Genomic DNA, 23741 nt, shown 5'->3' with positions numbered 1-23741 from the left:
GCTGCGCCGGAACCGTTGTGTGCGACGGGATCAATACCGCGTGATTCGTCATGCGCCACGCCTTGAACGAACCACAGCGAAGGCGCCGCCTCCGATCACCGCCAGAGCCCCGGCGGCTCCAAGGGCTACCCACAGCACGGTGTTGTCGGACGTCTCCGAGCTCGCGCTTGCATCTGAAGTCCCGCCGCCTGAAGGGTTCTTCGGTGCTTTTGACGGGGCTGACGTGGAAGGTGTGGGAGAGGGCGAGTCCGAGGGGAACGCTACCTCGAGGCCAATGCTGTTCTCGAAGTTAAGGGGGTCCTTGTTGGCCGGGCCCGGGTCAATACTGCTGTTTTCCAGCACCTTGCGGGGGCGCGCCAGACCATAGCCGAGGTAGTTACTCCGCTCGCCCTTCGGCCAGGTTCGGCCTGCGGTGTCGATCAGACTGCGGAGGACCTGGTTGGCTGTCCAGTCCGGGTGGGCGGACCAGATGAGGGCGGCAGAGGCCGAGGCGATGGCGGTCGACATACTTGTGCCCCCGCCGCCGTCACAGTACGAGCGGAAAGTTGCGTCGCACCACACAGGCAGATTCAGGCCGGGAGCCGCCAGATCAACATCGTGACCGTGCTCCGAGAACTTTGTGACGTTTCCCTTCTCGTCTGCGGCAGCAACCCCCACGACATAAGGATAGGCGGCCGGATAATCTATGAGATTCTTGGATTCAGCGTCGTTGCCAGTACTGGCGAACATCAACTTGCCTTTGGATTGGGCATACTTGATGGCCTTCACCTCATCCAAGTCGAAGCCCACACCACCGATGGACATGCTGATGATCTGAGCATCGCTGTCAGCGGCCGCCAAAATCGCATCCTCAAACGAAGGGGTCTTCTTTCTGTCGGTGGGGTTCTTCACGCCCTTGATGAGCACCCGGTAGGGGACGATCTTTGCGCCGGGTGCCAGGCCCTGCAAGCCGCCTCCTGCGCCAGTACCGGCAATCAACTCCGCCATAGTGGTGCCGTGGCCGTCGTAGTCCTTGGCGGCGTTATGCGAGACCGATCGCGGCACTTCCCCCTCCAGTACTTGGCCCTTCAGTGAGGAGGTGTCGGGATTCACGCCGGTGTCCAATACGGCGACCTTGACACCTTTGCCCGTGCTGGTCTTCCACATGCCTTCGGCGTCCATCGCGTCCAAATGCCACTGTCGTGATTGGACGTCGGCTGCAACCACGCTCGGAGCCAGCCCGGACGACGCGATGGCGAAAGCACCGAGCGCGGCGCACACGACGGACACCCGTCTTCCGGCACGTCCTGCGAAAGGCGCAGTCAATCTGCCACGAGGGCTGGTCCCTGTCATGCCTCTGTAGATCCTCGCTCGTGTTTTCAGTCAGTCGCTGGCGGCGTGTTGCGTCGCTGGGTCTCGGGCTGACGTTGGTCCTGGCGGTCCTCGCGGTTGGTATTGCGTCGACTCGCCCTCGGGCCTTGCGTGACTCCAGCCCTGGCTCCGGCGGACCCGCCGTTCATGCCTTCCCGCACTCGCCCCTTGGGTGCACCAACGACGCCGTCAGGATTGCTGGCAGCGGGGCGGGCAGGCTGCACCGGACGAGCCCCGGGAGCGGCCTGCGGCGCCCCGATGACCCCTCGCTGCTCGATCTTGCCGACAGGTGAACGGGAACCTCTACTGCCCTCGGCACCGACGACCGTCCCTCGGGGAACCCTGGAACTGGTTGCCCCCGGAGCAGCCCCACTGATCGGCCTTCCTCCGACGACGCCGTTGCCGTGCGCCGCCCCCGTCGGGCCCATGCCACCAGCACGGCCACTCGCCGTTCCCTCTATGGGGCGAGGTGTTCCGCCGGAAATGCCTCGGCCCACGGGAGAGTTGCCCGCCGCCGTGCCACCGGCGCGGACCCCCGACGGTCCTGTAGCTGCGGCACGCCCCATTGGACCCGTAGCGCCGCCCCCTCCGGCGGCGCCGCCGGGAGCGCCTGCGCGGCCCTGTGCCGAGATCGGCCCCGTGGTGCCGCGCCCGCCAACAGCGCCGCCGGGAGCGCCCGCACGACCCTGAGCCGAGATCGGGGGCCTGTTTCCGGTCGTTCCACCGAAGCCCGAGGTTCGGCCGCTCTGCCCGCCGCGGGCAAGAGGAACCGGTCCCGAAGCGAACGGAAGAGGCGCCCCTCCGCTGGAACTGCCTGAACTGGTAACCGGCTGCGGCGAATTGGGCGTTGACCTTGCAGCTTCCTGAGGGGGCTGCAGAGTGCCTACGCTGTCGATCTCCGTACCGACGGTCCCATCCGAGGAAATAGACGAGCCGTCCACATGCTTGAGTGGCGGGGAGGTGTCTCCCGAACGGGATTGGCCTGCCACCATGCCCGACGAGTCCTGTCCCGCCACCGCTGGCTCGCGAAGAGCCCCAAGCCCCTCAGTGCCTTGCACTTCAGCGCCTGGAGTGGGGGGCGTGATCCTTTTGTCATGGGTCGGCTCAGGCACCCCCACATCCGGCATAGCCTCAAAAACAGGAGGTTCCTGCTGCGCCAGCATCGTCTCCGACACCTCGTAAAAGGACGACAGCCGGTTCATCTGGTTGATCGCCTCTTGGCGGTCCTTCTCGGCCTTGATCGCCGCTGCGTACTCTTCGTTGCCTTCAACTCGCGCGGGCGTCGAAATGTCCGCAACCGTCTTGGGGTCCTGCCGGGTGTCGCGGGGCGGCATGGCGCTGCGTACGGAGGCGAGGCCCGTGGCTGATGCCGTCATCTGGGTCCCGGCGGCCTCTGCGAAGTCGGCGAGTTTGCGGGCGTGGATGACGAGATTGGCGCCCCACTTACGGAAGGCCTCGCCGGACTCGCCTTCCCAGTCGACCCTGCCGATGTGGCCCTCGAGCTCCCCAGCGGCGTCCTCGATGGCGGTCTGGGCGTTCAAGAGAGCAGTGGCCGCGGTCTCCAAGTCCTCCGGTTTCGCGGACTCGACCATGTCGATCATGGCGTTCAGGTCGTGGCTCTCGAAGTTCGTCTTGCCGAAGAGGCGAGGGAGCTTTCCACCGAAGGGGAGGACCATCCTCGTCACGCTGTTCGCCAAGTCGACGGCACTGACCTGCGCCGCGGCTTGCTCTCTCTCTGCCTGATGCGGGCCCTGGTTCTGCTGCTCGTCGCTCATCAGTACGCGCCCCCTGCCGCCTCGTTGTTGTCCTTCGGCGCGGCCTGGCCATCCTTCGAAGCCCCCTGCCGCTCCGCAGCCTCCGCCGCGGCCCTCTCCTCCCGCGCCGCTTCCAACTGCTGTTTCCGCTCCGCTTCCTCCTGCTGGCGGCGGATTTCGGCCCCGATCTCGTAGAACCGCCGCCGCTGCTCCTCTTCGACGTTGCTGAAGTTGCCGTCCGCGCCCATGACGGCGATCTGCATGGCCTCGATCTGAAGCCCCAGGTGCTTGGAGAGTGTGGTGAGGCGTTCGTGGACGCGCTCGTACTGGCTGTGGAGGCCCTTTGCCTCGGCGAAGCCCCCCGCACCGCTGAACGAGGCCTCCGAGAGAGCGTGCGCCGCGATCTTCTGAGGGCTGCCCGGCGAGCCCTCAAAGGTGGAAAGCACCGCATCCACACGCTTCTTGAAGGTTCCGAGCGCCTCCAGGCCGACCTTGAGGCCCTCCGCAGGCAGCATGCCTTCCCTCCCCGTTCCCCGTTTGTAAACTGACGTGCGCCGTGCAGGCGTGGCCTGATCGACACACTCGATGACCACTGTAGTCATTGTGTAAATCGAGCCCAACTGGGTCCGGTGTTAGATCAGTTACGAAGTTGTCGAAGCAGCGTCAATCAGCCACGCTCCGAACTACCGTGAAGCGCCCGAACATTGGGCACAGCGACCTCACTCGGCCTCCTCACGCCCCATGGCAGATTCCCTCCAAGGTGTGGGATGCCTCGCGCGCCGCAATCTTTGCGATGCCAACGCACTTCAGTCGTGGGATCCTCGCGAAACGCCCGCCGAGTCCCCACCTCGCTGGGTAACTCCCGCACTTGGGGCCAGCCCCCTGCGCCCAGGCCCACGCGGTGCGCACCGTAGACCGACTCAATGGGACTCTTCGACAAGCTGGCCGGAATCAAGCGCCCCGACGACAGTGCCGCAGCCACGCTCAGCCGAGGAGGTGCGGACAGCCCAGCTCCGCCAAGCACCCCAGCCGCCTACTCCGCCCCCACAACCCGTCGCGCCCGCCTCCGCGCATCCCGGATCGCCACAGCCGTGCCGCCCAGGCCCGCGACGAGGACCACCGCCCCCACAGCCACATACGTAGCAAGCCGAGCGTTGCGTTCCTCGGCCGTTTCGCCTACCTGGAACTTGGCCGCGGCCGGGGCTTCCGGTTTGCCCAGGCCTTGCTGAGGGTTGGGGGACTCCAGGGGCTGTTCGTCCTCCGTCAGGGCCCGGACAGGGTCCACCACTCCCCAGCCGACCAAGCGGTCGTGGCCCCTGATCGTGCGCTCCGCCGTCTGTTCGATCTGGGCGACGATCTGCTGGGCCGTCCACGTCGGGTGCTTCGCCTTGATCAAGGCCGCGACGCCGGCGACGTACGGCGCCGAGAAGCTCGTACCGTTGTCGGAGCAGTGGCCGCCCTTGGGGACCGTGGAGATCATGTCGACGCCGGGGGCCGCCACACCGACGAACTCGCCGGCCTGGGAGAAGGAGGCGCGTTCGTTGTTGCGGTCCGAGGACGCGACCGCGAGGACGCCCTTGTAGGACGCGGGGTAGGTCTCCTTGACGTTGCCGCCGAGGCCGTCGTTGCCCGCCGAGGCCACGACGACGATGTCCTGGTCCAGGGCCTCGTTGATCGCCAGTTCCAGGTCGAGCGTCGGCTTCACCGCGTTCGACGTGTCCTGGGAGATGTTGATGACGCCGGCCCCGGCCTGGATGGCGTGGCGGATCGCCTGCGTAAGGGTGGCGACGTCGCCGTGGCCCTCCGCGTCGTTCTGCTGGATCGGGATGATCGTCGCCTCGGGGGCCAGGCCCACGAAGCCGGTGCCGGCAGCGGGGCGGGCCGCGATGATGCCGGCGACCTTGGTGCCGTGGCCGACGGTGTCCGTGGTGCCGTTCTCCTTGCCCCGCTCGACCGGGTCGCCGTTGTCGTCCTTGAGGTTCTTCGGCAGGAAGTTGCGGCCGCTCTTCGCGTCGACCGCGTCGGTGAGCTGGGGATTCGTCGGGTCCACGCCGGTGTCGATCACCGCCACCCGTACGCCTTTGCCCTTGGACTGGCTCCACAGCTCGTCGAGGAGGACGCGCTGGAGGGACCAGGGACGGCCCGGGTACTTGCCGTTGGGGAACTGGCACTGGTCCGAGTACGGGAGGTCGGCCGCCGCCGCGGGGGGCGCGAGGACGACGGGGGCGGTCGTGAGCAGGGTCGCGGCCACCGCGGTCGTCATACGGAGGAAGGAGGGCACGTGTCGCATGTCCGCCCCCTCAGGACCCCTGCGGCTGGCGTGCCGCCGTCGTCGACAGGCGTGGGCCCGTGGGCAGGAACTCCGACCAGGCGGCGGGGATCGGCGCCGGGTCGACATCCTTGTAACCCAGCCGGGTCTGGGCCTGTTCGGCCTCCTGCTGGGCCTGTTCGCGGTCCTTGGCCGTCGTACCGATGCCGGCGTCGTCCGTGCCGCTGTCGGCGTTGGACTGCAGTACGTAGCGCAGGCCCGTGTCGGTGACGAGGAAGACGGGGCCGGCCTTGGTCTGCTCGCCCTGGAACTGGCGGTAGAGCTGGCCGGAACCAGGCGTGACGTACGCGCTGGAGGAGCCTGTGGGCAGCTTGGCCGGGAAGTCCGTGCCCGCCCAGGTGCTCAGGGTCGTGGCGCCCGAGCCGGCCTTTACGTCGCGCAGGACGTTGCAGACGGTGCTGCGGCTGCCTGCCGCTCCGGAGGCCTCGTTGACGGGCTGGGGGTCCTCGGCCGGCCAGGTGTACTCCGTGCCGAACGGCTCGCCCGGGACGATCGCGCCGGGGCCCATCTCCTTGGCCTGACCGGCCTGTCCGAGGGAGGCCAGGTCCTCGCTGAACAGGAGGAGCTGGGCGACGAAGGCCGAGACGGGGGCGACCCGGCCGGGCAGCACCACGTAGTACTGGTCCGTGTTGTTGTCGGGCGCCTTGAGCACCATGCCGACCCTGTTGGTCGTCTCGTCCAGCTGACCGGGGGCGTCGGCCGCGGCGCCCACCTGGTCGGTGATCTCGGGGAAGGAGATCCGGTCGCCCCGGTGCAGGGTCTCCAGCCACTCCTTGGACACCTTCTGCGGCTGCCGGCCGGAGCCGACGACGGCGCGCAGCAGCAGTTCGTCGCTCTTGCCGATGGGGTACGACCGTCCGCTCGCGTCCACTACATAGCGGTTCCCGTCCGGGCCTGTGACGTAGAGGAGTTGACCTCCCGCCAGCTTCTCTCCCTTGCCCTCGGTCGCCTTCATGTCGCGGGAGGCGAGGACCAGGGCCGCCTTCTGGATCTCGCCGCCCGCGCTGGGGCGTTCACAGACCGCCCAGCGTTTGTCGCTGCCCGCTTCGGACGCCGGGGGAAGGCGGTCGGGCGCGTACGGGATGCCGATGGTGACGCCGTGCGGGATCTTGCCTTTGTCGAGGACGGACTCCTCGACGGTCACCACGTCGCCCTGGCCCTCGTCGAGGAGCAGCTTGGCGGAGGCCATGTTGAGGACCGGGTGCAGTTGGATCTCCCCGTCGGTCTTCAGGACGACGTAGCGCGTGGTCGAGTCGCTGGCGACGATCACCTTGGCGTTGGGGTCGTTCCACCCCTTGGGCGCGGTGGGCTTGAACATGCCCCATGCCCCGAAGACGGCGATGACGATCACGCCCACGATGATGCCGGGAATGATCGCGCGCAGCGGTCGGGGCGCCCCCTCCTCCGAGCCGTCGGGCGACGGCTGCAGGAAGGCCGCGAGCATGCGGCGCTTCGCGAAGGTGTAGGCATTGAGCTGGTCGCGCCGAGATGCCATCTGTGCCTGTCTCTCCCCGTGTTCACATGGGCCGCGCTCGCCGGGGTGACCTGGTCCCCCGCCTCCGATGTCAGAGCGGCCCCCTACTATGCCTGGTATCCGCGGGGACTTGTGGAGCGGGTAGGGTACCCGGGCCTCAAGGGCCTTGTGCGGAGCTGAAATACCAGCGAGTTGTGAGGGAAAACGGGGGGATGGAGTGATGGCATCCGGAACGCGCGTCCGGTCTCGTGACCGATCGCGGACACGGGGCTCCTCGGCGCCCCGGCAGACACCGGTGCAGCGGCCGGCCTCGCCGGGCGCGCTTCACTTCAGGGTGCGTTCAGGTCAGGTCGGGGCATTCCGGTTGCAACGCTTCGTCCTGTTTGAGATCGCGGCCGCCATCCTCCTTGTCGGATGGGTGATCGATCCTGTGGCCCTGGTGCCTGCGGCCGTCGTCGCCGTCTGCCTGGTGCTGCTCTCCTTCGTCCGTCGCCGCGGCCGTTCCCTGCCCGAATGGCTGGCCACGGCACGGGCGTTGAAAGCACGGCGGCGCCGGGCAGCGAGTACGCCGATACCGGAGGGCACGGAGCCGGGGCTCGCGCCGGCCGTGGAGTGCGATCCGAGTCTGCGGACGTACACGTACGCCGGCCGTGACCGCCGGCCCGTCGGAATCATCGGGGACGGCACGTTCGTCACCGCGGTCCTGCAGGTCGAGGCCGACGCCACCGCGGTACGGGCCGAGCGGAACCGGCAGCCGCTGCCGGTCTCCCTGGTCCACGACGCCCTGGAGGTGGACGGGATCCGGCTGGAGTCGGCGCAGGTCGTGCTGCACACCCAGCCCGCGCCCGCGATTCATCTGCCCCAGCAGTCCGTGGCCGTCGCCAACTACGCGCCCCTGCAGGAGCAGACGGGTGCGCCGGCCGTGCGGATCACGTGGATAGCGTTGAAGCTCGACCCGGAACTGTGCCCGGAGGCCGTGGCCGCGCGCGGGGGCGGTCTCGTCGGGGCGCAGAAGTGCGTCGTACGTGCCGCCGATCACCTCGCGAGCCGGCTGACCGGTGCCGGGTTCCGGGCGAGGCTCCTCGACGAGGAGGAGCTGACCTCCGCCATCGCCACCTCTGCCTGCGCAAACCCGCTGGTGACGGCGGAGGCCGGTCGCGCGGAGACGCGGGAGCGGCGGACCGAGGAGACGGGCCGGAGCTGGCGCTGCGACAACCGCAGACACACCACGTACTGGATCCGCAGGTGGCCCACGCTGGGCGGCGAACGAGCGCCGTCGCTGCCGCAGCTCCTCGCACTCGTGACGGCCGTCCCCGCGCTCGCCACCACCTTCAGCCTCACGCTGACGCGTGGGGAGCGGCAGGAGGTGTCCATGAGCGGGCACCTGCGGGTGACCGGGCGCAGTGACGACGAACTCGTCGCCGCCCGGCGCGCGTTGCAGGGAGCGGCCCGGCACACGGGCACGGGGCTCGCCCGTCTCGACCGGGAGCAAGTACCCGGCATGCTCGCCACTCTGCCCCTCGGAGGTGCCCGGTGACGGCGACGACCCCACGTGTGGGACAGGCGGCCACCGGTCGCGTCCAGCCGCAGCCCTCCGTCCCCGAGCGGGCGCGCGAACTCCTGCGCAGCGGCCTTGGGTTGATCGGCCCGCGGCACGCTCGCCACTCCCTGTCCGTCGACCAGTTGGACGCCCTGGCCCTCCCCATCGGTGACGACGGTGTCGTCATCGGTGTGGACGCGGAGGGGCGCCCCGCGGTGTTGGGGCTCAATCGGCCGACTCCGTACGACGTCGTCCTCATCGGTGGGCTGTGGACCGTGCAGGTCATCGCGCTCAGGGCGGCGGCGACGGGCGCGCGGGTGGCCGTGGAGACGGGGCGGCCGCAGGCCTGGATACAGATGGTGCACGCCATGGGCGGCGGGCAGAACGGGCTGGCCGTGTACGACGTCGGGCGGGTGCCGCCGCAGGGCACCTCAGCTGGTACGCCCGTGCTGGTGGTCCGGGACTGCGGTATGCGGCCGCCGCGCGGCCGGGTCGTCTCCGGGCCCTGGCAGTCGGTGCTGACCTTGCTGCCGTACCTCAGCCCGGTGGCTCCGCGGCTCGTGCGGCAGGCGCACCTCGTCGGCGTGCAGAGGGTCTCGCCGGACGAGGCGGCGGAGCTGGGCCGCACGATGGCGCTGCCGCGAGCCGAGGTGGAGTCCTTGCCCGGTCTCTCCGACGGCCTCACCCTCTGGTGCAGCGATCGTGACCGGCAGTACGTGATGACGCAGCCGACGGACGCCGAGACCGGATTGTTGGGTACGCCACGAAGGATGGACTGAGGGTTTGGATTTGCGAACCTTTGAACGGACTCGGGGGGTTTGAACGCGGGTCACGGCCAGTTCGATGTTCGCCTTTTGCGCGGTTGTTCGCCAATTCGTTGATCGCGTATGTCACTTCTGGGGCGGAGTGTGACGTAGTGGGTAGGTGCTGAGGGTGGGCGGGCCTGCCGTGGGGGGTTGTTGTGGTGATTAGGCTGGGTGGGGTGCGGCAGGAGAACCCGTGGGCGGGTCGGCCGCGTCACAGGGGGAGAGCCGGGTGGATCAGACGGCCTCGGTCGACTAGAACGGTCGCCCCAGCACGGCATGACGGTGCTCGACCACACCAGGAGGAATTGTGAACAGCGATCGGGACGGGATCCGCGGGGGCTGGGCCACACCCGGCGATGACCAGTCCGACGCCGAGTCCGCCGTCGAGACGACGGGCGAGTTCACCATCGATTACGCGCCGCCTGCCTGGTATACGCAGAATGCGTCGGGTGGTTCGGACGAGGCATCTTCGTCTCCAGTTTCTCCAGCTCCTCCAGTTTCGTCGACCTATCCGGTTTCGGCCGCTTCTCCTGATTCCGGCGATCCCCTCGGGTTCCCCGCCTCCCCCGCCTCCCCCGTTTCTCCGGTGGCGGCGGGAGCGGGTACGGCTGAGGAGGCTGCGGCTGACGACAGTTCGGCAGCTGCGGAGAGGGCTTCTGCTGCCGAGGGTTCGTCGGCTGTTGGTGGTGGTCCGGGGGCTGTGCCCAAGTTGCCGGTGGGGGGCGGGTTCGAGCCGGGGTGGCGTACGTCCGATGCGTCGGCCGGGGCGCCTGCCGCTGACGCCGGTAGCCCTACCGCTCTGCCCAATCTGCCTGTAGGGGGCGGTTTTCAGGCTCCGTGGGCTGCGCCTGTGCATCCGGCTCCCGTTGCCGATGCTCAGGGCGAGGGCGAGGCGGAGGACGCCGAGAATGGCGATCTGGAGAGTGGCGCCACCATGCGGATTTCCGCTGTCGCTCTTAAGAGGGAGATTCAGGAGCGGGCTGCGGAGGCCGAGGGCTCGCAGACCGGCGGCGGTTCGGCGGCTGTCGAGGAATCGGCGGCTGTCGATGAGTCTGTCGTCGAGGAGCCTGTCGTCGAGGAGTCGGCCGGCGATGGCTCCGTCGACTCGGCTGAGGAGAGCACTGGGCTTGAGGACGGAGGCGACTCCCTCGGCTCCGATGAGGTCGAGGACGTCGCTGACGCCGATTCACCTGTTGGTGACGACTCGGATGCTGTTGAGGTGTCGGCGTTCGGCAGTGGGTCGAGCGACGGTGGCGTCGATGGCGTAGACGCAGAGGAAGAGGTTGAGGGCGCGTCCTCGGAGGATTTGGTCGAGGGTGCCGGCGAGGCGGAGGGCGGCGAAGGCGACGTTGGCGACGTCGCGGAAGAGTCCGCTGACGTTGGCGACCTCCCTCAGGTTGAGGTCGTTTCCGAGGGTTCCGGTGAGGATGCAGAGGCCGACGAGGTCAACGATGCTGTTCCGGCGGGGGACTTGGAGTCCCAGGACGCGGAACCCGAGGATGCCCTGCCAGGTGACGATGCCGAGCCGGAGGACGCTCAGCCGGGGCAGGGCGAGCCTGCGGACGCGGAACCTCACGATGGGGGACCCCAGGATGCAGAGCCTCAGGATGCGGCACCTCGGGACGCGGGGCGTCAGGACGCCGAACCTCAGGACGTAGTGCCGGGGCTTGGTTCGGGGGTCGGCGACGCGGTGCAGGACGCGCCTCCCGCGTGGGCTCCGCCGCCGTTGCCGCAGGGTGGGCTTCCGCCGTTGCCGCCCGCGTATCAGCCTGCATCGCCTGCTACGGCGCCACAGTGGCCCACGTCCGCGGAGAGCGACAGCCAGGGCGCCGACGGACAGGCGGGAGAACCGGCGCAGGGGCAGCAGCCGTTCCAGCCGCAGGCACCTCAGCCTGCGCCTCCGGCCTGGCCTGCTGCTCCGGGGACTCCTGCCGTGCCGGGTCAGCGTGCGGATGGGGGGTCGGGGCCCGCTCCGGCTGCCGACGCCGCGCCTTCGGCGCCTGCGGCAGGCGGTTCCGGGGCTGGTTCGCCTCCTGGGCATCCGGGGGGCCCTGGCTTCCCGCAGTTCGGTACGCCGCCTGGTATCGCACCGAGTCCACAGGGCGGCAACCCGGGCACGCCACCGGCGCCGCAGGGCAGCCCCGACTTCCCACAGGCCGGGAGCCCGGCTGCGCCTCCGGTCGCCCCAGGTGGTTACGGATTCCCGCAGCCGGGTGCCCCGACGACGGCTCCGCAGGACAGCCCCGCCCAGCCGCAGGCTCAGGGCGGCTACGGATTCCCGCGGCCGGGTAACGGCCCCGCTCCCCAGACGCCGAACCTTCCGGCGCAAGGCGCGCCCAACACGCCCGGGCAGGGCGCGGGTTACGGATTCCCGCAGCCTGGAGCGCCCGCGGACGCCGCCACCAACTCCGGCGTGCCCCAGGCACCCGGTCAACACGCCGGCTACGGATTCCCCCAGCCGGGGAGCCCTGCGCCGGAAACGCCCAACACCGGCCGGGCCGTCGGCGGCTTCCCGCAGCCGCCCGCGCCTGGACAGCAGGCGCAGGGTGCCGGACAGCCCCCGGCGTCGGCACCAGGGCAGCCCACTGCTCAGCCCCCCGCCGCCGCGCAAGCGCAACCGCAGCCGCCACAGGCGCCCAGCCCTCAGGCCGGTTACGGATTCCCGCAACCAGGGAACGCCGCTCCGGACACGCCCAACAAGCCCGGCCAGTCCACCGGCGGGCTTCCGCAGCCGGGCACGCCCGCAGGCGCCGCAGACTCGGCCCAGCCCAACTCGCCTGCACAGCAGGGAGGTTACGGCTTCCCGCAGCCGCCCGCGCCTGGACACCAGGCGCAGGGTGCCGGACAGCCCCCGGCGTCAGCACCAGGGCAGCCCACTGCTCAGCCCCCCGCCGCCGCGCAAGCGCAACCGCAGCCGCCACAGGCGCCCAGCCCTCAGGCCGGTTACGGATTCCCGCAGCCCGGCACGCCCGCAGCCAGCAACCCCGCTGCACCCAACTCGCCAGCGCCGCAAGGCGGTTACGGGTTCCCGCAGGCGCCCGCCCCCGGGCAGCAGGCGCAGGGGGCCGGTCAGCCCGGGCCCGGAGCTTCGGCGCCGACGCAGCAGGGCGCGCCACAGCCGCCCCACGCTCAGCCCCACCCCGGCCAGCCGTACCCACCGCAGGGCGGCCAGCCCCTCCCGCACCAGCCGAACCCCCGGGCCGGTGCCGACCAGCACCAGCCCGGCGTACCGCATCCGCACCCGCAGGCTCAGCAGCCGCCCATGCCCCAGCCGGGGCAGCAGGGTCATCCGGGCGGGCAGCCGCCCGTCGACCCCCGTGCCGGTGCCGCCTGGCCGCAGGCCGTTCAGCATGATCAGCGGCAGCCCACCAACCCGGGGGCGCCGCTCGGGTACACGGCGGCCGTCGAGCTGTCGTCGGACCGGCTGCTCAACAACAAGAAGCAGAAGGCGAAGAGCGGGCGCACGGCGGCCGCATCCTCACGCTTCAAGATCGGGGGCAAGAAGGAGGAGGCCGAGCGGCAGCGGAAGCTCGAGCTCATCCGGACGCCGGTGCTGTCCTGCTACCGCATCGCCGTCATCAGCCTCAAGGGCGGCGTCGGCAAGACGACCACGACCACCGCGCTGGGCTCCACGCTCGCCAGCGAACGGCAGGACAAGATCCTCGCGATCGACGCCAACCCGGACGCCGGTACGCTCGGCCGCCGCGTGCGCCGCGAGACCGGGGCCACCATCCGTGACCTCGTCCAGGCGATCCCGTACCTCAACTCGTACATGGACATCCGGCGGTTCACTTCGCAGGCGTCCTCGGGGCTCGAGATCATCGCCAACGACGTCGACCCGGCGGTCTCGACGACGTTCAACGACGAGGACTACCGACGCGCGATCGACGTGCTCGGCAAGCAGTACCCGATCATCCTGACCGACTCCGGTACGGGCCTTCTCTACAGCGCCATGCGCGGCGTACTCGACCTCGCCGACCAGCTCATCATCATCTCGACGCCCTCCGTGGACGGTGCGAGCAGCGCCAGTACGACGTTGGACTGGCTGTCCGCGCACGGGTACGCCGACCTGGTGTCGCGGTCCATCACCGTCATCTCCGGAGTGCGCGAGACCGGCAAGATGATCAAGGTGGACGACATCGTCAGCCACTTCGAGACCCGGTGCCGTGGCGTGATCGTCGTGCCGTTCGACGAGCATCTGGCGGCGGGTGCCGAGGTCGACCTCGACATGATGCGGCCGAAGGTGCGCGAGGCGTACTTCAACCTCTCGGCGCTGGTCGCCGAGGACATCGCGCGGCACCAGCAGTCGCAGGGCCTGTGGACGTCGGACGGCAACCCGCCGCCGGTCGCCGCGCCGCCCCTGCCGGGGCAGCACGTCCCCGGCCAGGTCCCGGCGCAGGGCCAGCAGCAGCCCCTGCCCCAGCCGGGCCAGGCATACCCCCAGCACCCGGGTCAGCCAGGCGGCCACCCGTACCCGCAACAGCCAGGCGCGCAGCCCCAGCCCGGCCCACACCCTGGTGCCCAGCCTCAGCCTGGAGCCCAGCCCGGCGGTCACCCACAGCCGCCCGCGCAGCCAGGCCACCCGGGCGCACCCGCACCCCAGGGTTGGCAGCCCCACCCGGGCGGACCCACACCGCCCCAGCCCGGCGGTTACGGATTCCCGCAGCCCGGCCAGGCTGCCCTACCCCAGCCAGGACAACCGCAGCCGCCTCAGCAGCCACAGCCCGGCGGCCCGGCACCCACACTGGCACCCGCACCCGCACCGGCACCGGCACCGGCACCGGCACAACCTCAGCCCGGCCACCCCGGACATCCCGCGCACCCCCAACCGGGCGCCCCGTTCCAACCGCCCGCCCCGGGCCAGCAGTTCCAGCCGGGTCAGCCCTTCCAGCCGAACCAGCCACCGCAGGCAGACCAAGGCCAGAACCAGGGCCAAGGGCAGAACCAGGGCCACGGTCAGGGCCAAGACCAAGGCCAGAACCAGAACCAGAACCAAATCCCGCCACCCCAACCACAACCCCCGCAGTAACCCAACCGGCCGAATCCCACCCACCGGTTCCACGCGAAGGGCCCGCCCCGTTCCCAACGGCGGCGGGCCCTTCGCGTACGCCCGCACAGACCCCCGTACGAGACCGGACACGCACCCCACCCACCACCCCAGAAACACCCTCACACCAGCCCCGATCCCCAGGCCCAGGCCCACCCCACGCCCACCGCCAGGCCCCTACCAGGCCCCCTTCACCGGTCTGAACCAATGGTCGCCAAATACACGTCAACTCGTTATTTCCGCAGGCCACATGGGGTGTATCCGCCGTTGACGCGTGGCTGGCGTCGCTGATAAACACGCACACCAACTCCCGGTGATGACGCGAGGTCAGCGAGGTCTGCGAGCCATGGACACATACGACCAGTACGACAGAACCAAGCGCACCCCCCACCACACCCGCCGCTTTCTCCGCCCTCACCACCTCCTCGCAGCCGCAGCCACCGCCGTCCTCACTCTCATCCTCACAGCCGGCCTCACCACCCCCCTGAGCCCGGCACCCCAGCGCGCCCAGGCGGCGGCCGGCGACGACGGCAAAGACGTACTCACCGTCGCCGTGGCGCAGAGCGTCGACTCGCTGAGCCCGTTCCTGGCGACGCGGCTGGTCAGTACGAGCATTCACCGGCTCATGTACGAGTACCTGACCAACTACGATCCGAAGGACGACCACGCGGTCCCGGGCCTGGCCACCAAGTGGGAGCCGTCCGCCGACAAGCTCACCTGGACGTACACGATCCGGGACAACTCCAAGTGGTCGGACGGCAAGCAGGCAACCGCCGAGGACGCGGCGTGGACGTTCAACAAGATGATGACCGACGACGGCGCGGCCACCGCGAACGGCAGCTTCGTCGCGAACTTCCGCAAGGTCACCGCCCCGAGCCCCACCAAGCTCGTCATCGAACTGAAGAAGCCGCAGGCCACGATGGCCGCGCTGGACGTGCCGATCGTGCCGAAGCATGTGTGGGAGAACGTCGGCGACTTCTCGAAGTACAACAACGACAAGACGTACCCCATCGTCGGCAACGGACCGTTCGTCGTCACCGACTACGCCGCCGACAGCTTCGTACGGCTGAAGGCCAACACGTCCTTCTGGCGGGGGGCTCCGAAGTTCGACGAGCTGGTCTTCCGTTACTACAAGGACCAGGACGCCGCCGTCGCCGCCCTGCGCAAGGGCGAGGTCTCCTTCGTCGCGGGCGCCCCCGCCCTGACTCCGGCGCAGGCCGCGTCCCTCGAGAGCGAGGAGAACATCAAGGTCAACGACGCGCCCGGCCGCCGTTTCTACGCACTCGCGACCAACCCGGGCGCGCGGGCCAAGAACGGTGAGAAGTTCGGCGACGGCCATGCGTCGCTGCTCGATCAGAAGGTCCGTCAGGCCCTGTTCATGGCCGTGGACCGCAAGACCATCATCGACAAGGTCTTCCAGGGCCACGCGGTCGAGGGCGAGGGCTATATCCCGCCGCGCTTCTCGACGTACCACTGGAAGCCGACGGACGGTCAGAGACTGTCGTACGCCCCGGACAAGGCGAATCAGCTCCTCGACCAGGCGGGCTACAAGAAGAACGGCGACGGCAAGCGCGTGGGCAAGGACGGCAAGCCGATCAACTACCGCGTCCTGTGTCATGCGACGGACCCTCAGGACAAGGCGGTCGGCAAGTATCTCCAGGAGTGGTGGGGCGAACTCGGCATCGGCGTCACCCTCAACTGCCTGGACAACGTGACCGATCCATGGCTCGCCGGCGAGTACGACCTCGCCTTCGACGGCTGGTCGGTCAACCCCGACCCCGACTTCGTCCTGTCCATCCACACCTGCGCCGCGCTCCCGGCGACCCCCAAGGACACCGGCGCGACGGACAACTTCATCTGCGACAAGCGGTACGACGAGCTGTACGGGAAGCAGCTCACCGAGTACGACGCCGCCAAGCGGGCCGACCTCGTCAAGCAGTTGCAGTCGCGGCTGTACGAGACCGGATACATGAACGTCATGGCGTACCCGAACGCGGTCGAGGCCTATCGCACCGACCAGATCGAGTCGATCACGACGATGCCTCAGGACGCTGGGAACATCTACGGCCAGGACGGCTACTGGGGCTGGTGGTCGGCGACTCCGGCCGTCGTCGGCGAGGCCTCCGAGGAGTCGAGCTCCGCGGGCGTCATCATCGGCATCGTCGCGGGTGTCGTGTTCCTGGCGGGCGTCGGTTCGTTTTTCGGCATGCGTCGCCGCGCGAGTGCCGAAGACCGCGAATAGCCACCGCCGAAAGCCCTGATCAGCCCACGCCCCCCCACCGATGGCTCCCGTCGAGTGGCCCCCACCGACGAGCCGAGTGAGAGTTCATGACCGTATGACCGCTGAAGCGACACCCTCGCTGGTCGAGAAGGCCGAGAAGACCGACGGCCCCGTCGGGACCGGGCCGTCGGTCCGCGGGCCGCGGGCGCGCACGAGAACCGCGTATCTGCGGTATGTGGCGGGCAAGGTGGGCGGCGCGGCCGTCTCGCTGCTCGCCGTCCTCGTCACCAGTTTCTTCCTCTTCCGGCTGATCCCCGGCGACCCGGTGAAGTACATGACGGGCGGGCGCCAGGTCTCGGCCGAGCAACTCGCCACCTACCGACGGGAGTTCGGACTGGATCTGCCGCTCTGGCAGCAGTTCACGGAGTACTGCGGCAAGGCGCTGACCGGCGATCTCGGAACGTCGTACCAGTTCAACGCACCCGTCATCGACAAGATCACCGAGGCGCTGCCGAACACACTGCTGCTCACCGGCACGGCGTTCGTCTTGTACACGGCGCTCGGCGTCTTCCTCGGTACGCGTGCCGCCTGGCGTCACGGCGGCGTCGGCGACCGGCTCAACACCGGTCTGGCGCTGACCCTTTACTCGATTCCGTCATTCTGGTTGGGGCTGCTGCTCATTATCGTCTTCGCGGTGGGCATCGGCCCGATTCCCGGTCTCTTCCCGACCGGCGGCATGGAGTCGGGCGGCGAGGAGGGATTCGCGTACGTCCTCGATGTCGCCCATCACCTGATCCTGCCCGTGATCACGCTGGTCGCGGTGGAGTACGGGCAGACCCTGCTCGTCACGCGGTCCGCGCTGCTGGACGAGATGGGCAGCGACTATCTGACCACCGCGCGGGCCAAGGGACTTCGGGACGATCTCGTACGCCGTCGCCATGCCGTGCCGAACGCGCTGCTGCCGACCGTGACGCTGATCTTCGTCAATCTCGGGCGGACCGTCGCGGGTGTGATCCTCGTCGAGACCGTCTTCTCCTGGCCGGGCCTCGGCGGGCTCTTCTACCAGGCGCTGAGCGTGCCCGATCTGCCGCTGGTCCAGGGGCTGTTCTTCGTCTTCGCGGCGGCGGTGATCGTGATGAACACGCTGGCCGATCTGATCTATCCGCTGCTCGACCCTCGGGTGGGCCGATGAGGACCGAAGCAACTATCACCGAAGCAACTACCCATGTCACCCAAGCGAGTCCACGCACACTCGCCCGGCAGCGGCGCCGTCACTCCGCGGCCCGCTTCTGGAAGCAGTACCGCTCGCATCGCGCCGGTCTCTTCGGCCTCGCCGCCCTGCTGCTCTTCGCGCTGGTCGCGCTGACAGCGCCGCTGACCGTCGGCTCCGATGTGCAGAGCGTGACGGATGCGCCGGGCGGGCCGCTGGAGAGTCCGAGTGCCGAATTCCCGCTGGGCACGGACCAGTTCGGGCGCAGTCTGCTCGGTCTGGTGGTCTGGGGCTCGCGGGTCTCGCTGCTCGTGGGGCTGCTCGCGGCGGTGTTGTCCGTGGCGATCGGGGCACTGATCGGGATCACCGCCGGGCACTTCCGGGGCTGGTACGCGACCGTGATGATGCGGATCACGGACTGGTTCCTGGTCATGCCGACACTGGTGCTCGCGATCGCGCTCGCCACCGTGATGTCCCGCTCGCTCGGCACGATCATCCTGGCGATCGGCGTCACGACCTGGCCGACCACGGCCCGGCTGGTGCGCGCCCAGACCCTCGCCGTGGAGTCGCGGCCGTACATCGAACGCGCCAGGGCGCTCGGCGGCGGACACGGGCACATCATGTCCCGCCATGTCCTGCCGAACGTCATGCCGCTGGTGCTGGCCCAGACGACACTGATCATCTCCTCCGCGATCCTCGCCGAGGCGACGCTGGCGTTCCTCGGGCTCGGTGATCCCACGGTGGTCTCCTGGGGCGGGCTGCTGCAGGACGCGCGGGAGGCGGGCGCGGTCAGTTCGGGGAAATGGTGGTATCTGGTGCCGCCGGGTATCGCGATCGCTTTGGTCGCCCTCGCGTTCACGCTGTGCGGGCGCGCGGTCGAGTCCGTTCTCAACCCCAGGCTGGGGGTGGCCCGTTGAGGCTCCTGGAGGTACGCGACCTCGAAGTGACGTACGCGGGTGGGGCCGCCGCCGTGCGCGGGGTGAACCTCACCGTGGACGCGGGCCAGAAGCTGGGCCTGGCGGGTGAGTCGGGCTGCGGCAAGTCGACGCTGGCGCTCGCGCTGCTCAGGCTGCTGCCGTCGGGGACTCGGGTGTCCGGGGAGATTCTCCTGGACGGCGAGGATGTGCTGGGCATGAGGTGGGGGCGGGTACGGGCGGTTCGGTGGGCCGGCGCCTCGATCGTGTTCCAGGGCGCGATGCACTCCCTCAACGCGGTACACCGCGTCGGCGACCAGATCGCCGAGCCCATCCTGCTGCACAGGAAGGCGACGCCCGAGGGCGCCCGTAAGAAGACCGGCGAACTCCTGGAGCACGTGGGCCTTCCGGCGGCGCGCGCGTCCGCGTACCCGCACGAGCTGTCGGGCGGGCAACGGCAGCGCGTCATGATCGCCATGGCTCTGGCCTGCGACCCCCGCCTGATCATTGCCGACGAGCCGACCACGGCCCTCGACGTAATGATCCAGGCGCAGATCCTCCGCCTGATCGAGCAGCTCGTCGCCGAACAGGACCTGGGCCTCATCATGATCAGCCACGACCTCGCGGTCCTGTCCGACACCTGCGACCGGCTCGCGGTGATGTACGCGGGCCGGGTGGTCGAGGAGGGCCCGGCGCGGTCGGTCCACGAGAACGCCCACCATCCGTACGCCCGGGCTCTGTCAGCGGCATTCCCCCGCATCGGCGACCCTGCCTCACGTTTCGCGCCACGCGGGTTGCCGGGCGACCCCCCGGATCCGGCCGCCCTGCCCGGCGGCTGCACGTTCCATCCGCGCTGCTCGGCGGCCCTGGACGCGTGTGCCACGGAGGACCAGCCGCTGCGCGACGCAGGCCCGGCACGCAGGGCGGCGTGCGTCCACGTGGGGTTGCCGGGACCGGCTGGGACCGCCGCGGATTCCGACGCGGCGTTGGCCACGACTGAGGCCGAGGCCGACAGCGCATCAGCCGCAGGCGAAGCCGTCGGAGACGTCGTCGGAGATGCCGTCGGAGAAGCGAGGAGCAGTACGCCATGACGAGCACCGCTCCTCCCCCGCCCTCCGGGGCGGCGCCCCTCCTGAGCGCCGAAGGTCTGCATGTCACCTTCCCCGGTCGCCACGACGCGGCCCAGGCCCGTGCTGTCGACGGGGTCGACCTCGATATCCGGCCCGGGGAGATCGTCGCGCTGGTCGGGGAATCGGGCTGTGGCAAGACGACGCTGGCGCGCTCGTTGCTGGGGCTCGTCCGGCCGACCGCGGGTCGCGTGACCTTCGGGGGCGAGCCCCTCGGCTACTCCTCGCGGGCCCTCAAGGCGTACCGCAGACGCGTTCAGCTGGTGCTTCAGGATCCGAGCGGCTCGCTCAATCCGCGGCACACGGTGTACGACGCGGTGGCGGAAGGGCTGCGTATCCACGGATACGCGGGTGACGAGCGGGCGGCGGTCGCCGAGGCCCTCTCCCGGGCCGGGCTGCGTCCCCCGGAGCGCTTCTTCCTCCGTTACCCGCACGAACTGTCCGGCGGACAGCGGCAGCGCGTCGTCATCGCGGGCGCACTCGTCCTGGAGCCCGAACTCATCGTCGCCGATGAGCCGGTGGCCTCCCTCGACGCCTCCGTACGCGGCGAGATCCTGGCCCTCCTGCTGCGCCTGCGCACCGAACTCGGCCTGTCCGCCCTCGTGGTGACGCACGACCTCGGCCTCGCATGGAACATCGCCGACCGGGTCGCGGTGATGTACCTGGGCCGGATCGTGGAGACAGGAGCGGTGGAGCAGGTCCTGACGGCACCCCAACACCCGTACACCCGAGCTCTGTTGTCAGTCCTGCCGGAGGCACCCGGCGATCCGGTGGTCCTCACCGGCGAACCCCCGGACCCCTCCCGCATCCCCTCCGGCTGCCGTTTCCACGCCCGCTGCCAGATCCTCGCGAGCGGCGAGGCCGAACGCGCTGCGGTGGCGGACGCCTGCCGCGGACAGGAGCTGCCGGTACTGGCCGGGGACGGCCGGACCCAAGTGGCCTGCCACTGGGCAGATGCCGTCGGGGCGGCGACCGTGGAGAAGGTGCGGCAGTAGCAGTCGGCTTTGCCGATACGCAAATGGGGGCGCCCGGCGCTGTGATGGCACCGGGCTCCCCCAGCCGCGTACAACCGCCGCCTACTCCCCCTCGTACGCCTCCACCAGCTCCCGGCAGCGCTTCACGTCCTGCGCCATCGTCTCCATCAGGCCCTCGATGGAGTCGAACTTGGCCTGTCCGCGGACGAAGGCCAGGAAGTCGACCGCGACATGCAGGCCGTACAGGTCGAGGCCGACGCGATCGATGGCGTACGCCTCGACGGTCCGCTCCGTCCCCTCGAACTGCGGGTTCGTGCCGACGGAGATCGCGGCGGGCATGGCCTCGCCCTGGGCGTGCAGCCAGCCGGCGTAGACACCGTCGGCGGGAATCGCGGTGTGCGGCAGCGTCTCGACGTTGGCGGTCGGAAAGCCCAGCTCACGGCCACGCTGAGCGCCGCGTACGACGACGCCCTCGACGCGGTGCGGGCGGCCGAGGATCTCGCGCGCGCCCTCGACGTCGCCCTCGGCGACGAGCCTCCGGGTGAGCGTGGAGGAGAAGGGTTCGCCGCCGCCGGCCGCGCCGGTCACGTACAGGTCGACGACCTCGACTTCAAAGTCGTACGTCTTGCCCTGCTCGACCAGGAACGCCACGTTCCCGGCGGCCTTGTGGCCGAAGCGGAAGTTCGGGCCCTCGACGACGGCCTTGGCGTGCAGCTTGTCGACGAGGACCTTGACGACGAAGTCGGCGGGCGAGAGCTTCGAGAACTCGGTCGTGAACGGCAGGATGAGCACGGCGTCGACACCCAGCTCAGCCATCAGTTCGGCGCGGCGGTGGTGCGGGGCGAGCAGGGGCGGATGGCTGCCGGGGCGCACGACCTCGCTCGGGTGCGGGTCGAACGTGACGACGACGGACGGAACGCCCAGCTCACGCGCCCGCTCCACGGCATGCCGGATGATCAGCTGGTGCCCGCGGTGGACGCCGTCGTACGAGCCGATGGTGACGACGCTGCGCCCCCAGTCCTGGGGGATGTCCTCCAAGCCACGCCAGCGCTGCACTGTGACCGCTCCTCGTAGAACCCGTGTCCGTATTGGCTGCGTACCGATCGCCTCATACGCAGGTCTCTCATACGCAGGTCCAAGGGTGCCATGCCGCACACCCTCGCCCCGCATCGGCATGGGCCCTGTGACGGGCCGCACCCGGTCGGTCGGTCCCGGTCAGCCGAAGACGGCCAGGCTCTTCGCCTTGCCCTTCTGCTCCTCCACCAGCGCGAGGAATCGCCCCTCGGGATCGAAAACCCCGACGGCACCGCCCCCCGCGTACGCCTCGGGCATCTCGAGGCGGACCCCGTTCGTCAGCAGTCGCGCCCTCTTCGCGTCCACGTCCCACCGCGGGAACGCGGCCGCGGCCGCCTCAGCCAGAGGCATCACCGTCAGCTCCTCCTGGAGCTGGTCGAGCGTGCGCGCGGAGTCCAGCTTGTAGGGGCCGACACGGGTGCGGCGCAGCGCCGTCAGATGGCCGCCGACACCCAGGCCCGCGCCGAGGTCGCGGGCCAGCGCACGGATGTACGTCCCCGAAGAACAGACCACCGAGACGACCAGGTCCAGAACGGGCGTACCGTCGTCGGCGACGCCGCCCCGGACGTCGTACACGGAGAAGGAGGAGACCGTGACCGGCCGGGCCGGGATCTCGAAGTCCTCGCCCTCGCGGGCCCGCTTGTACGAGCGCACGCCGTCGATCTTGATGGCGCTGACCTTGGACGGCACCTGCATGATGTCGCCGGTGAGCTTGGCGATCCCGGCGTCGATGGCGTCCCGGGTGATCCCCGAGGCGTCGGCGGAGGCCGTGATGTCCCCTTCGGCGTCATCGGTGACGGATGTCTGCCCGAGCCGGATCGTCCCCAGGTACTCCTTCTCGGTGAGCGCGAGATGACCGAGGAGCTTGGTCGCCTTCTCGACGCCGAGGACGAGCACGCCCGTCGCCATCGGGTCGAGGGTGCCCGCGTGTCCGACGCGGCGGGTCTTCGCGATCCCGCGCATCTTGGCGACCACGTCGTGCGAAGTGAAGCCCGACGGCTTGTCGACGATGACCAGGCCGTCGGGCGTGCGGTTCTTCTGGGTCATGCCGGGGCGTCGCCGTCCGTCTCTGGCGTCTCGTCCTCTTCGCCCGGCTTCTTGTACGGGTCCGCGTCACCCGCGAAGCTGGCGCCCGCCGAGACCTCGCGTACCTTCGCGTCCGAGGCCCGTGCCTTGTCGAGCAGGTCCTCGATGGTCTTGGCGGTGTCCGGCAGGGCGTCCGCCACGAAGCTGAGGGTCGGGGTGAACTTCACACCCGCCGCCGCGCCGACCGCCGAGCGGAGCACGCCCTTGGCGCTCTCCAGGCCGGCTGCCGCGGCTGCCCGGTCCTCGTCGTCCCCGTACACCGTGTAGAAGACGGTCGCCTCCCGCAGATCCCCGGTGACCCGGGTGTCCGTGATGGTGACTTGCGAACCGAGCCGCGGGTCCTTGATCCCGCGCTGCAGCTTCTGGGCCACCACCTCTCGGATGAGGTCCGCCAGCCTCTTCGCCCGCGCGTTGTCGGCCACTGGTCCGTCTCCCTCTTTCTTGCCTGTTCCGCGTTGTCCGCGTGTTCCGCGTGCACAGTCCATCGTCGTGCACGGTCAGTCGTCGTCGCCGTGCAGCCGCCGTCGTACGGACAGCAGCTCCACCTCCGGCCGGCCGGCGACCATGCGCTCGCACCGGTCCAGTACGTCCGTCAGATGCCCCGCGTCCCCCGAGACCACCGCCAGCCCGATCTCGGCCCGTCGGTACAGGTCCTGACCGCCCACTTCCGCCGCGCTCACCGCGAACTTGCGCTGGAGGTCCGCCACGATCGGGCGGACGACGGAACGCTTCTCCTTCAGCGACCGTACGTCGCCGAGGAGCAGATCGAAGGACAGAGTCCCCACGTACATGTGTGTCCGGATGTCCCGCCGGTACGGGGTAGATGACCCGCCAA

19 protein-coding genes and 1 pseudogene are annotated in these 23741 nt (G+C 69.7%); 9 read left to right on the top strand and 11 right to left on the bottom strand.

Annotated features, from left to right (window positions below; genetic code table 11):
* Positions 1-48 precede the first annotated feature (48 nt).
* The 5 genes from ABD357_RS34620 to eccB form a co-directional block, all read right to left on the bottom strand.
* Entirely contained in the window at positions 49-1269 is a 1221-nt protein-coding gene (locus tag ABD357_RS34620) for a S8 family serine peptidase (RefSeq protein WP_425585134.1), read from the bottom strand.
* A gap of 89 nt (positions 1270-1358) precedes the next feature.
* Positions 1359-3125: a hypothetical protein gene (locus tag ABD357_RS34615; protein WP_344395189.1), complete on the bottom strand. Its 1767-nt coding sequence runs from the start codon at positions 3123-3125 to the stop codon at positions 1359-1361.
* Positions 3125-3619 carry a hypothetical protein gene (locus tag ABD357_RS34610; protein ID WP_344395188.1) on the bottom strand — a complete coding sequence of 165 codons (495 nt, stop codon included), beginning with the start codon at positions 3617-3619 and terminating at the stop codon, positions 3125-3127. The genes ABD357_RS34615 and ABD357_RS34610 overlap by 1 nt, the downstream gene beginning before the upstream one ends.
* Before the next feature lie 518 nt (positions 3620-4137).
* Positions 4138-5394 carry a type VII secretion-associated serine protease mycosin gene (gene mycP / locus ABD357_RS34605; protein WP_344395187.1) on the bottom strand — a complete coding sequence of 419 codons (1257 nt, stop codon included), beginning with the start codon at positions 5392-5394 and terminating at the stop codon, positions 4138-4140.
* 10 nt (positions 5395-5404) lie between these two features.
* Positions 5405-6928, bottom strand: coding sequence for a type VII secretion protein EccB (gene eccB, locus ABD357_RS34600; RefSeq protein ID WP_344395186.1), 1524 nt, complete (start codon positions 6926-6928; stop codon positions 5405-5407).
* Between the two features lie 199 nt (positions 6929-7127).
* On the opposite strand from eccB, the gene eccE reads away from it, so the two are divergent.
* The 3 genes and pseudogenes from eccE to ABD357_RS44920 form a co-directional block, all read left to right on the top strand.
* Entirely contained in the window at positions 7128-8444 is a 1317-nt protein-coding gene (eccE, locus tag ABD357_RS34595) for a type VII secretion protein EccE (RefSeq protein WP_344395185.1), read from the top strand.
* On the top strand, positions 8441-9226 hold the full coding sequence (locus ABD357_RS34590; protein ID WP_425585133.1) for a hypothetical protein: 786 nt from the start codon (positions 8441-8443) through the stop codon (positions 9224-9226). Before eccE ends, ABD357_RS34590 begins: the two co-directional genes overlap by 4 nt.
* A gap of 334 nt (positions 9227-9560) precedes the next feature.
* Positions 9561-9641: pseudogene (locus ABD357_RS44920) on the top strand (SCO5717 family growth-regulating ATPase); the annotation flags it as partial.
* Between the two features lie 798 nt (positions 9642-10439).
* Here ABD357_RS44920 and ABD357_RS34580 read toward each other — a convergent pair.
* Together ABD357_RS34580 and ABD357_RS44915 are read right to left on the bottom strand one after the other, a co-directional pair.
* Complete coding sequence (locus ABD357_RS34580) at positions 10440-10829, bottom strand: hypothetical protein (RefSeq protein WP_344395225.1); 390 nt, start codon at positions 10827-10829, stop codon at positions 10440-10442.
* A 1281-nt stretch (positions 10830-12110) separates the two neighbouring features.
* Positions 12111-12542, bottom strand: coding sequence for a hypothetical protein (locus ABD357_RS44915; RefSeq protein WP_425585137.1), 432 nt, complete (start codon positions 12540-12542; stop codon positions 12111-12113).
* On the opposite strand from ABD357_RS44915, the gene ABD357_RS44910 reads away from it, so the two are divergent.
* From ABD357_RS44910 to ABD357_RS34550, 6 genes are all read left to right on the top strand, one after another.
* Positions 12516-14282, top strand: coding sequence for a MinD/ParA family ATP-binding protein (locus ABD357_RS44910; protein ID WP_425585136.1), 1767 nt, complete (start codon positions 12516-12518; stop codon positions 14280-14282). The genes ABD357_RS44915 and ABD357_RS44910 overlap by 27 nt on opposite strands.
* A gap of 364 nt (positions 14283-14646) precedes the next feature.
* Positions 14647-16542, top strand: coding sequence for an ABC transporter substrate-binding protein (locus tag ABD357_RS34570; RefSeq protein WP_344395184.1), 1896 nt, complete (start codon positions 14647-14649; stop codon positions 16540-16542).
* A gap of 94 nt (positions 16543-16636) precedes the next feature.
* The gene (locus ABD357_RS34565; protein WP_344395183.1) at positions 16637-17713 is read left to right on the top strand and encodes an ABC transporter permease; all 1077 of its coding nucleotides are present in this window, start codon (positions 16637-16639) and stop codon (positions 17711-17713) included.
* Complete coding sequence (locus tag ABD357_RS34560) at positions 17710-18648, top strand: ABC transporter permease (RefSeq protein WP_344395182.1); 939 nt, start codon at positions 17710-17712, stop codon at positions 18646-18648. The genes ABD357_RS34565 and ABD357_RS34560 overlap by 4 nt, the downstream gene beginning before the upstream one ends.
* On the top strand, positions 18645-19736 hold the full coding sequence (locus ABD357_RS34555) for an ABC transporter ATP-binding protein (protein ID WP_344395181.1): 1092 nt from the start codon (positions 18645-18647) through the stop codon (positions 19734-19736). The genes ABD357_RS34560 and ABD357_RS34555 overlap by 4 nt, the downstream gene beginning before the upstream one ends.
* Positions 19733-20767, top strand: a complete 1035-nt coding sequence (locus ABD357_RS34550; RefSeq protein WP_344395180.1) for an ABC transporter ATP-binding protein — start codon at positions 19733-19735, stop codon at positions 20765-20767. Before ABD357_RS34555 ends, ABD357_RS34550 begins: the two co-directional genes overlap by 4 nt.
* Positions 20768-20848: 81 nt before the next feature.
* On the opposite strand, the gene ABD357_RS34545 is transcribed toward ABD357_RS34550, so the two are convergent.
* From ABD357_RS34545 to ABD357_RS34530, 4 genes are all read right to left on the bottom strand, one after another.
* Positions 20849-21802, bottom strand: a complete 954-nt coding sequence (locus ABD357_RS34545; RefSeq protein ID WP_344395179.1) for a bifunctional riboflavin kinase/FAD synthetase — start codon at positions 21800-21802, stop codon at positions 20849-20851.
* A gap of 159 nt (positions 21803-21961) precedes the next feature.
* The gene (gene truB, locus ABD357_RS34540; protein WP_344395178.1) at positions 21962-22867 is read right to left on the bottom strand and encodes a tRNA pseudouridine(55) synthase TruB; all 906 of its coding nucleotides are present in this window, start codon (positions 22865-22867) and stop codon (positions 21962-21964) included.
* Complete coding sequence (gene rbfA, locus ABD357_RS34535) at positions 22864-23328, bottom strand: 30S ribosome-binding factor RbfA (protein ID WP_344395177.1); 465 nt, start codon at positions 23326-23328, stop codon at positions 22864-22866. Before rbfA ends, truB begins: the two co-directional genes overlap by 4 nt.
* 75 nt (positions 23329-23403) lie before the next feature.
* Positions 23404-23697: a DUF503 domain-containing protein gene (locus tag ABD357_RS34530; protein ID WP_344395176.1), complete on the bottom strand. Its 294-nt coding sequence runs from the start codon at positions 23695-23697 to the stop codon at positions 23404-23406.
* Positions 23698-23741: the final 44 nt, after the last annotated feature.

This window comes from Streptomyces vastus, assembly GCF_039532825.1.
Classification (GTDB): domain Bacteria; phylum Actinomycetota; class Actinomycetes; order Streptomycetales; family Streptomycetaceae; genus Streptomyces; species Streptomyces vastus.
This window is presented reverse-complemented; position numbering and strand designations above follow the sequence as displayed.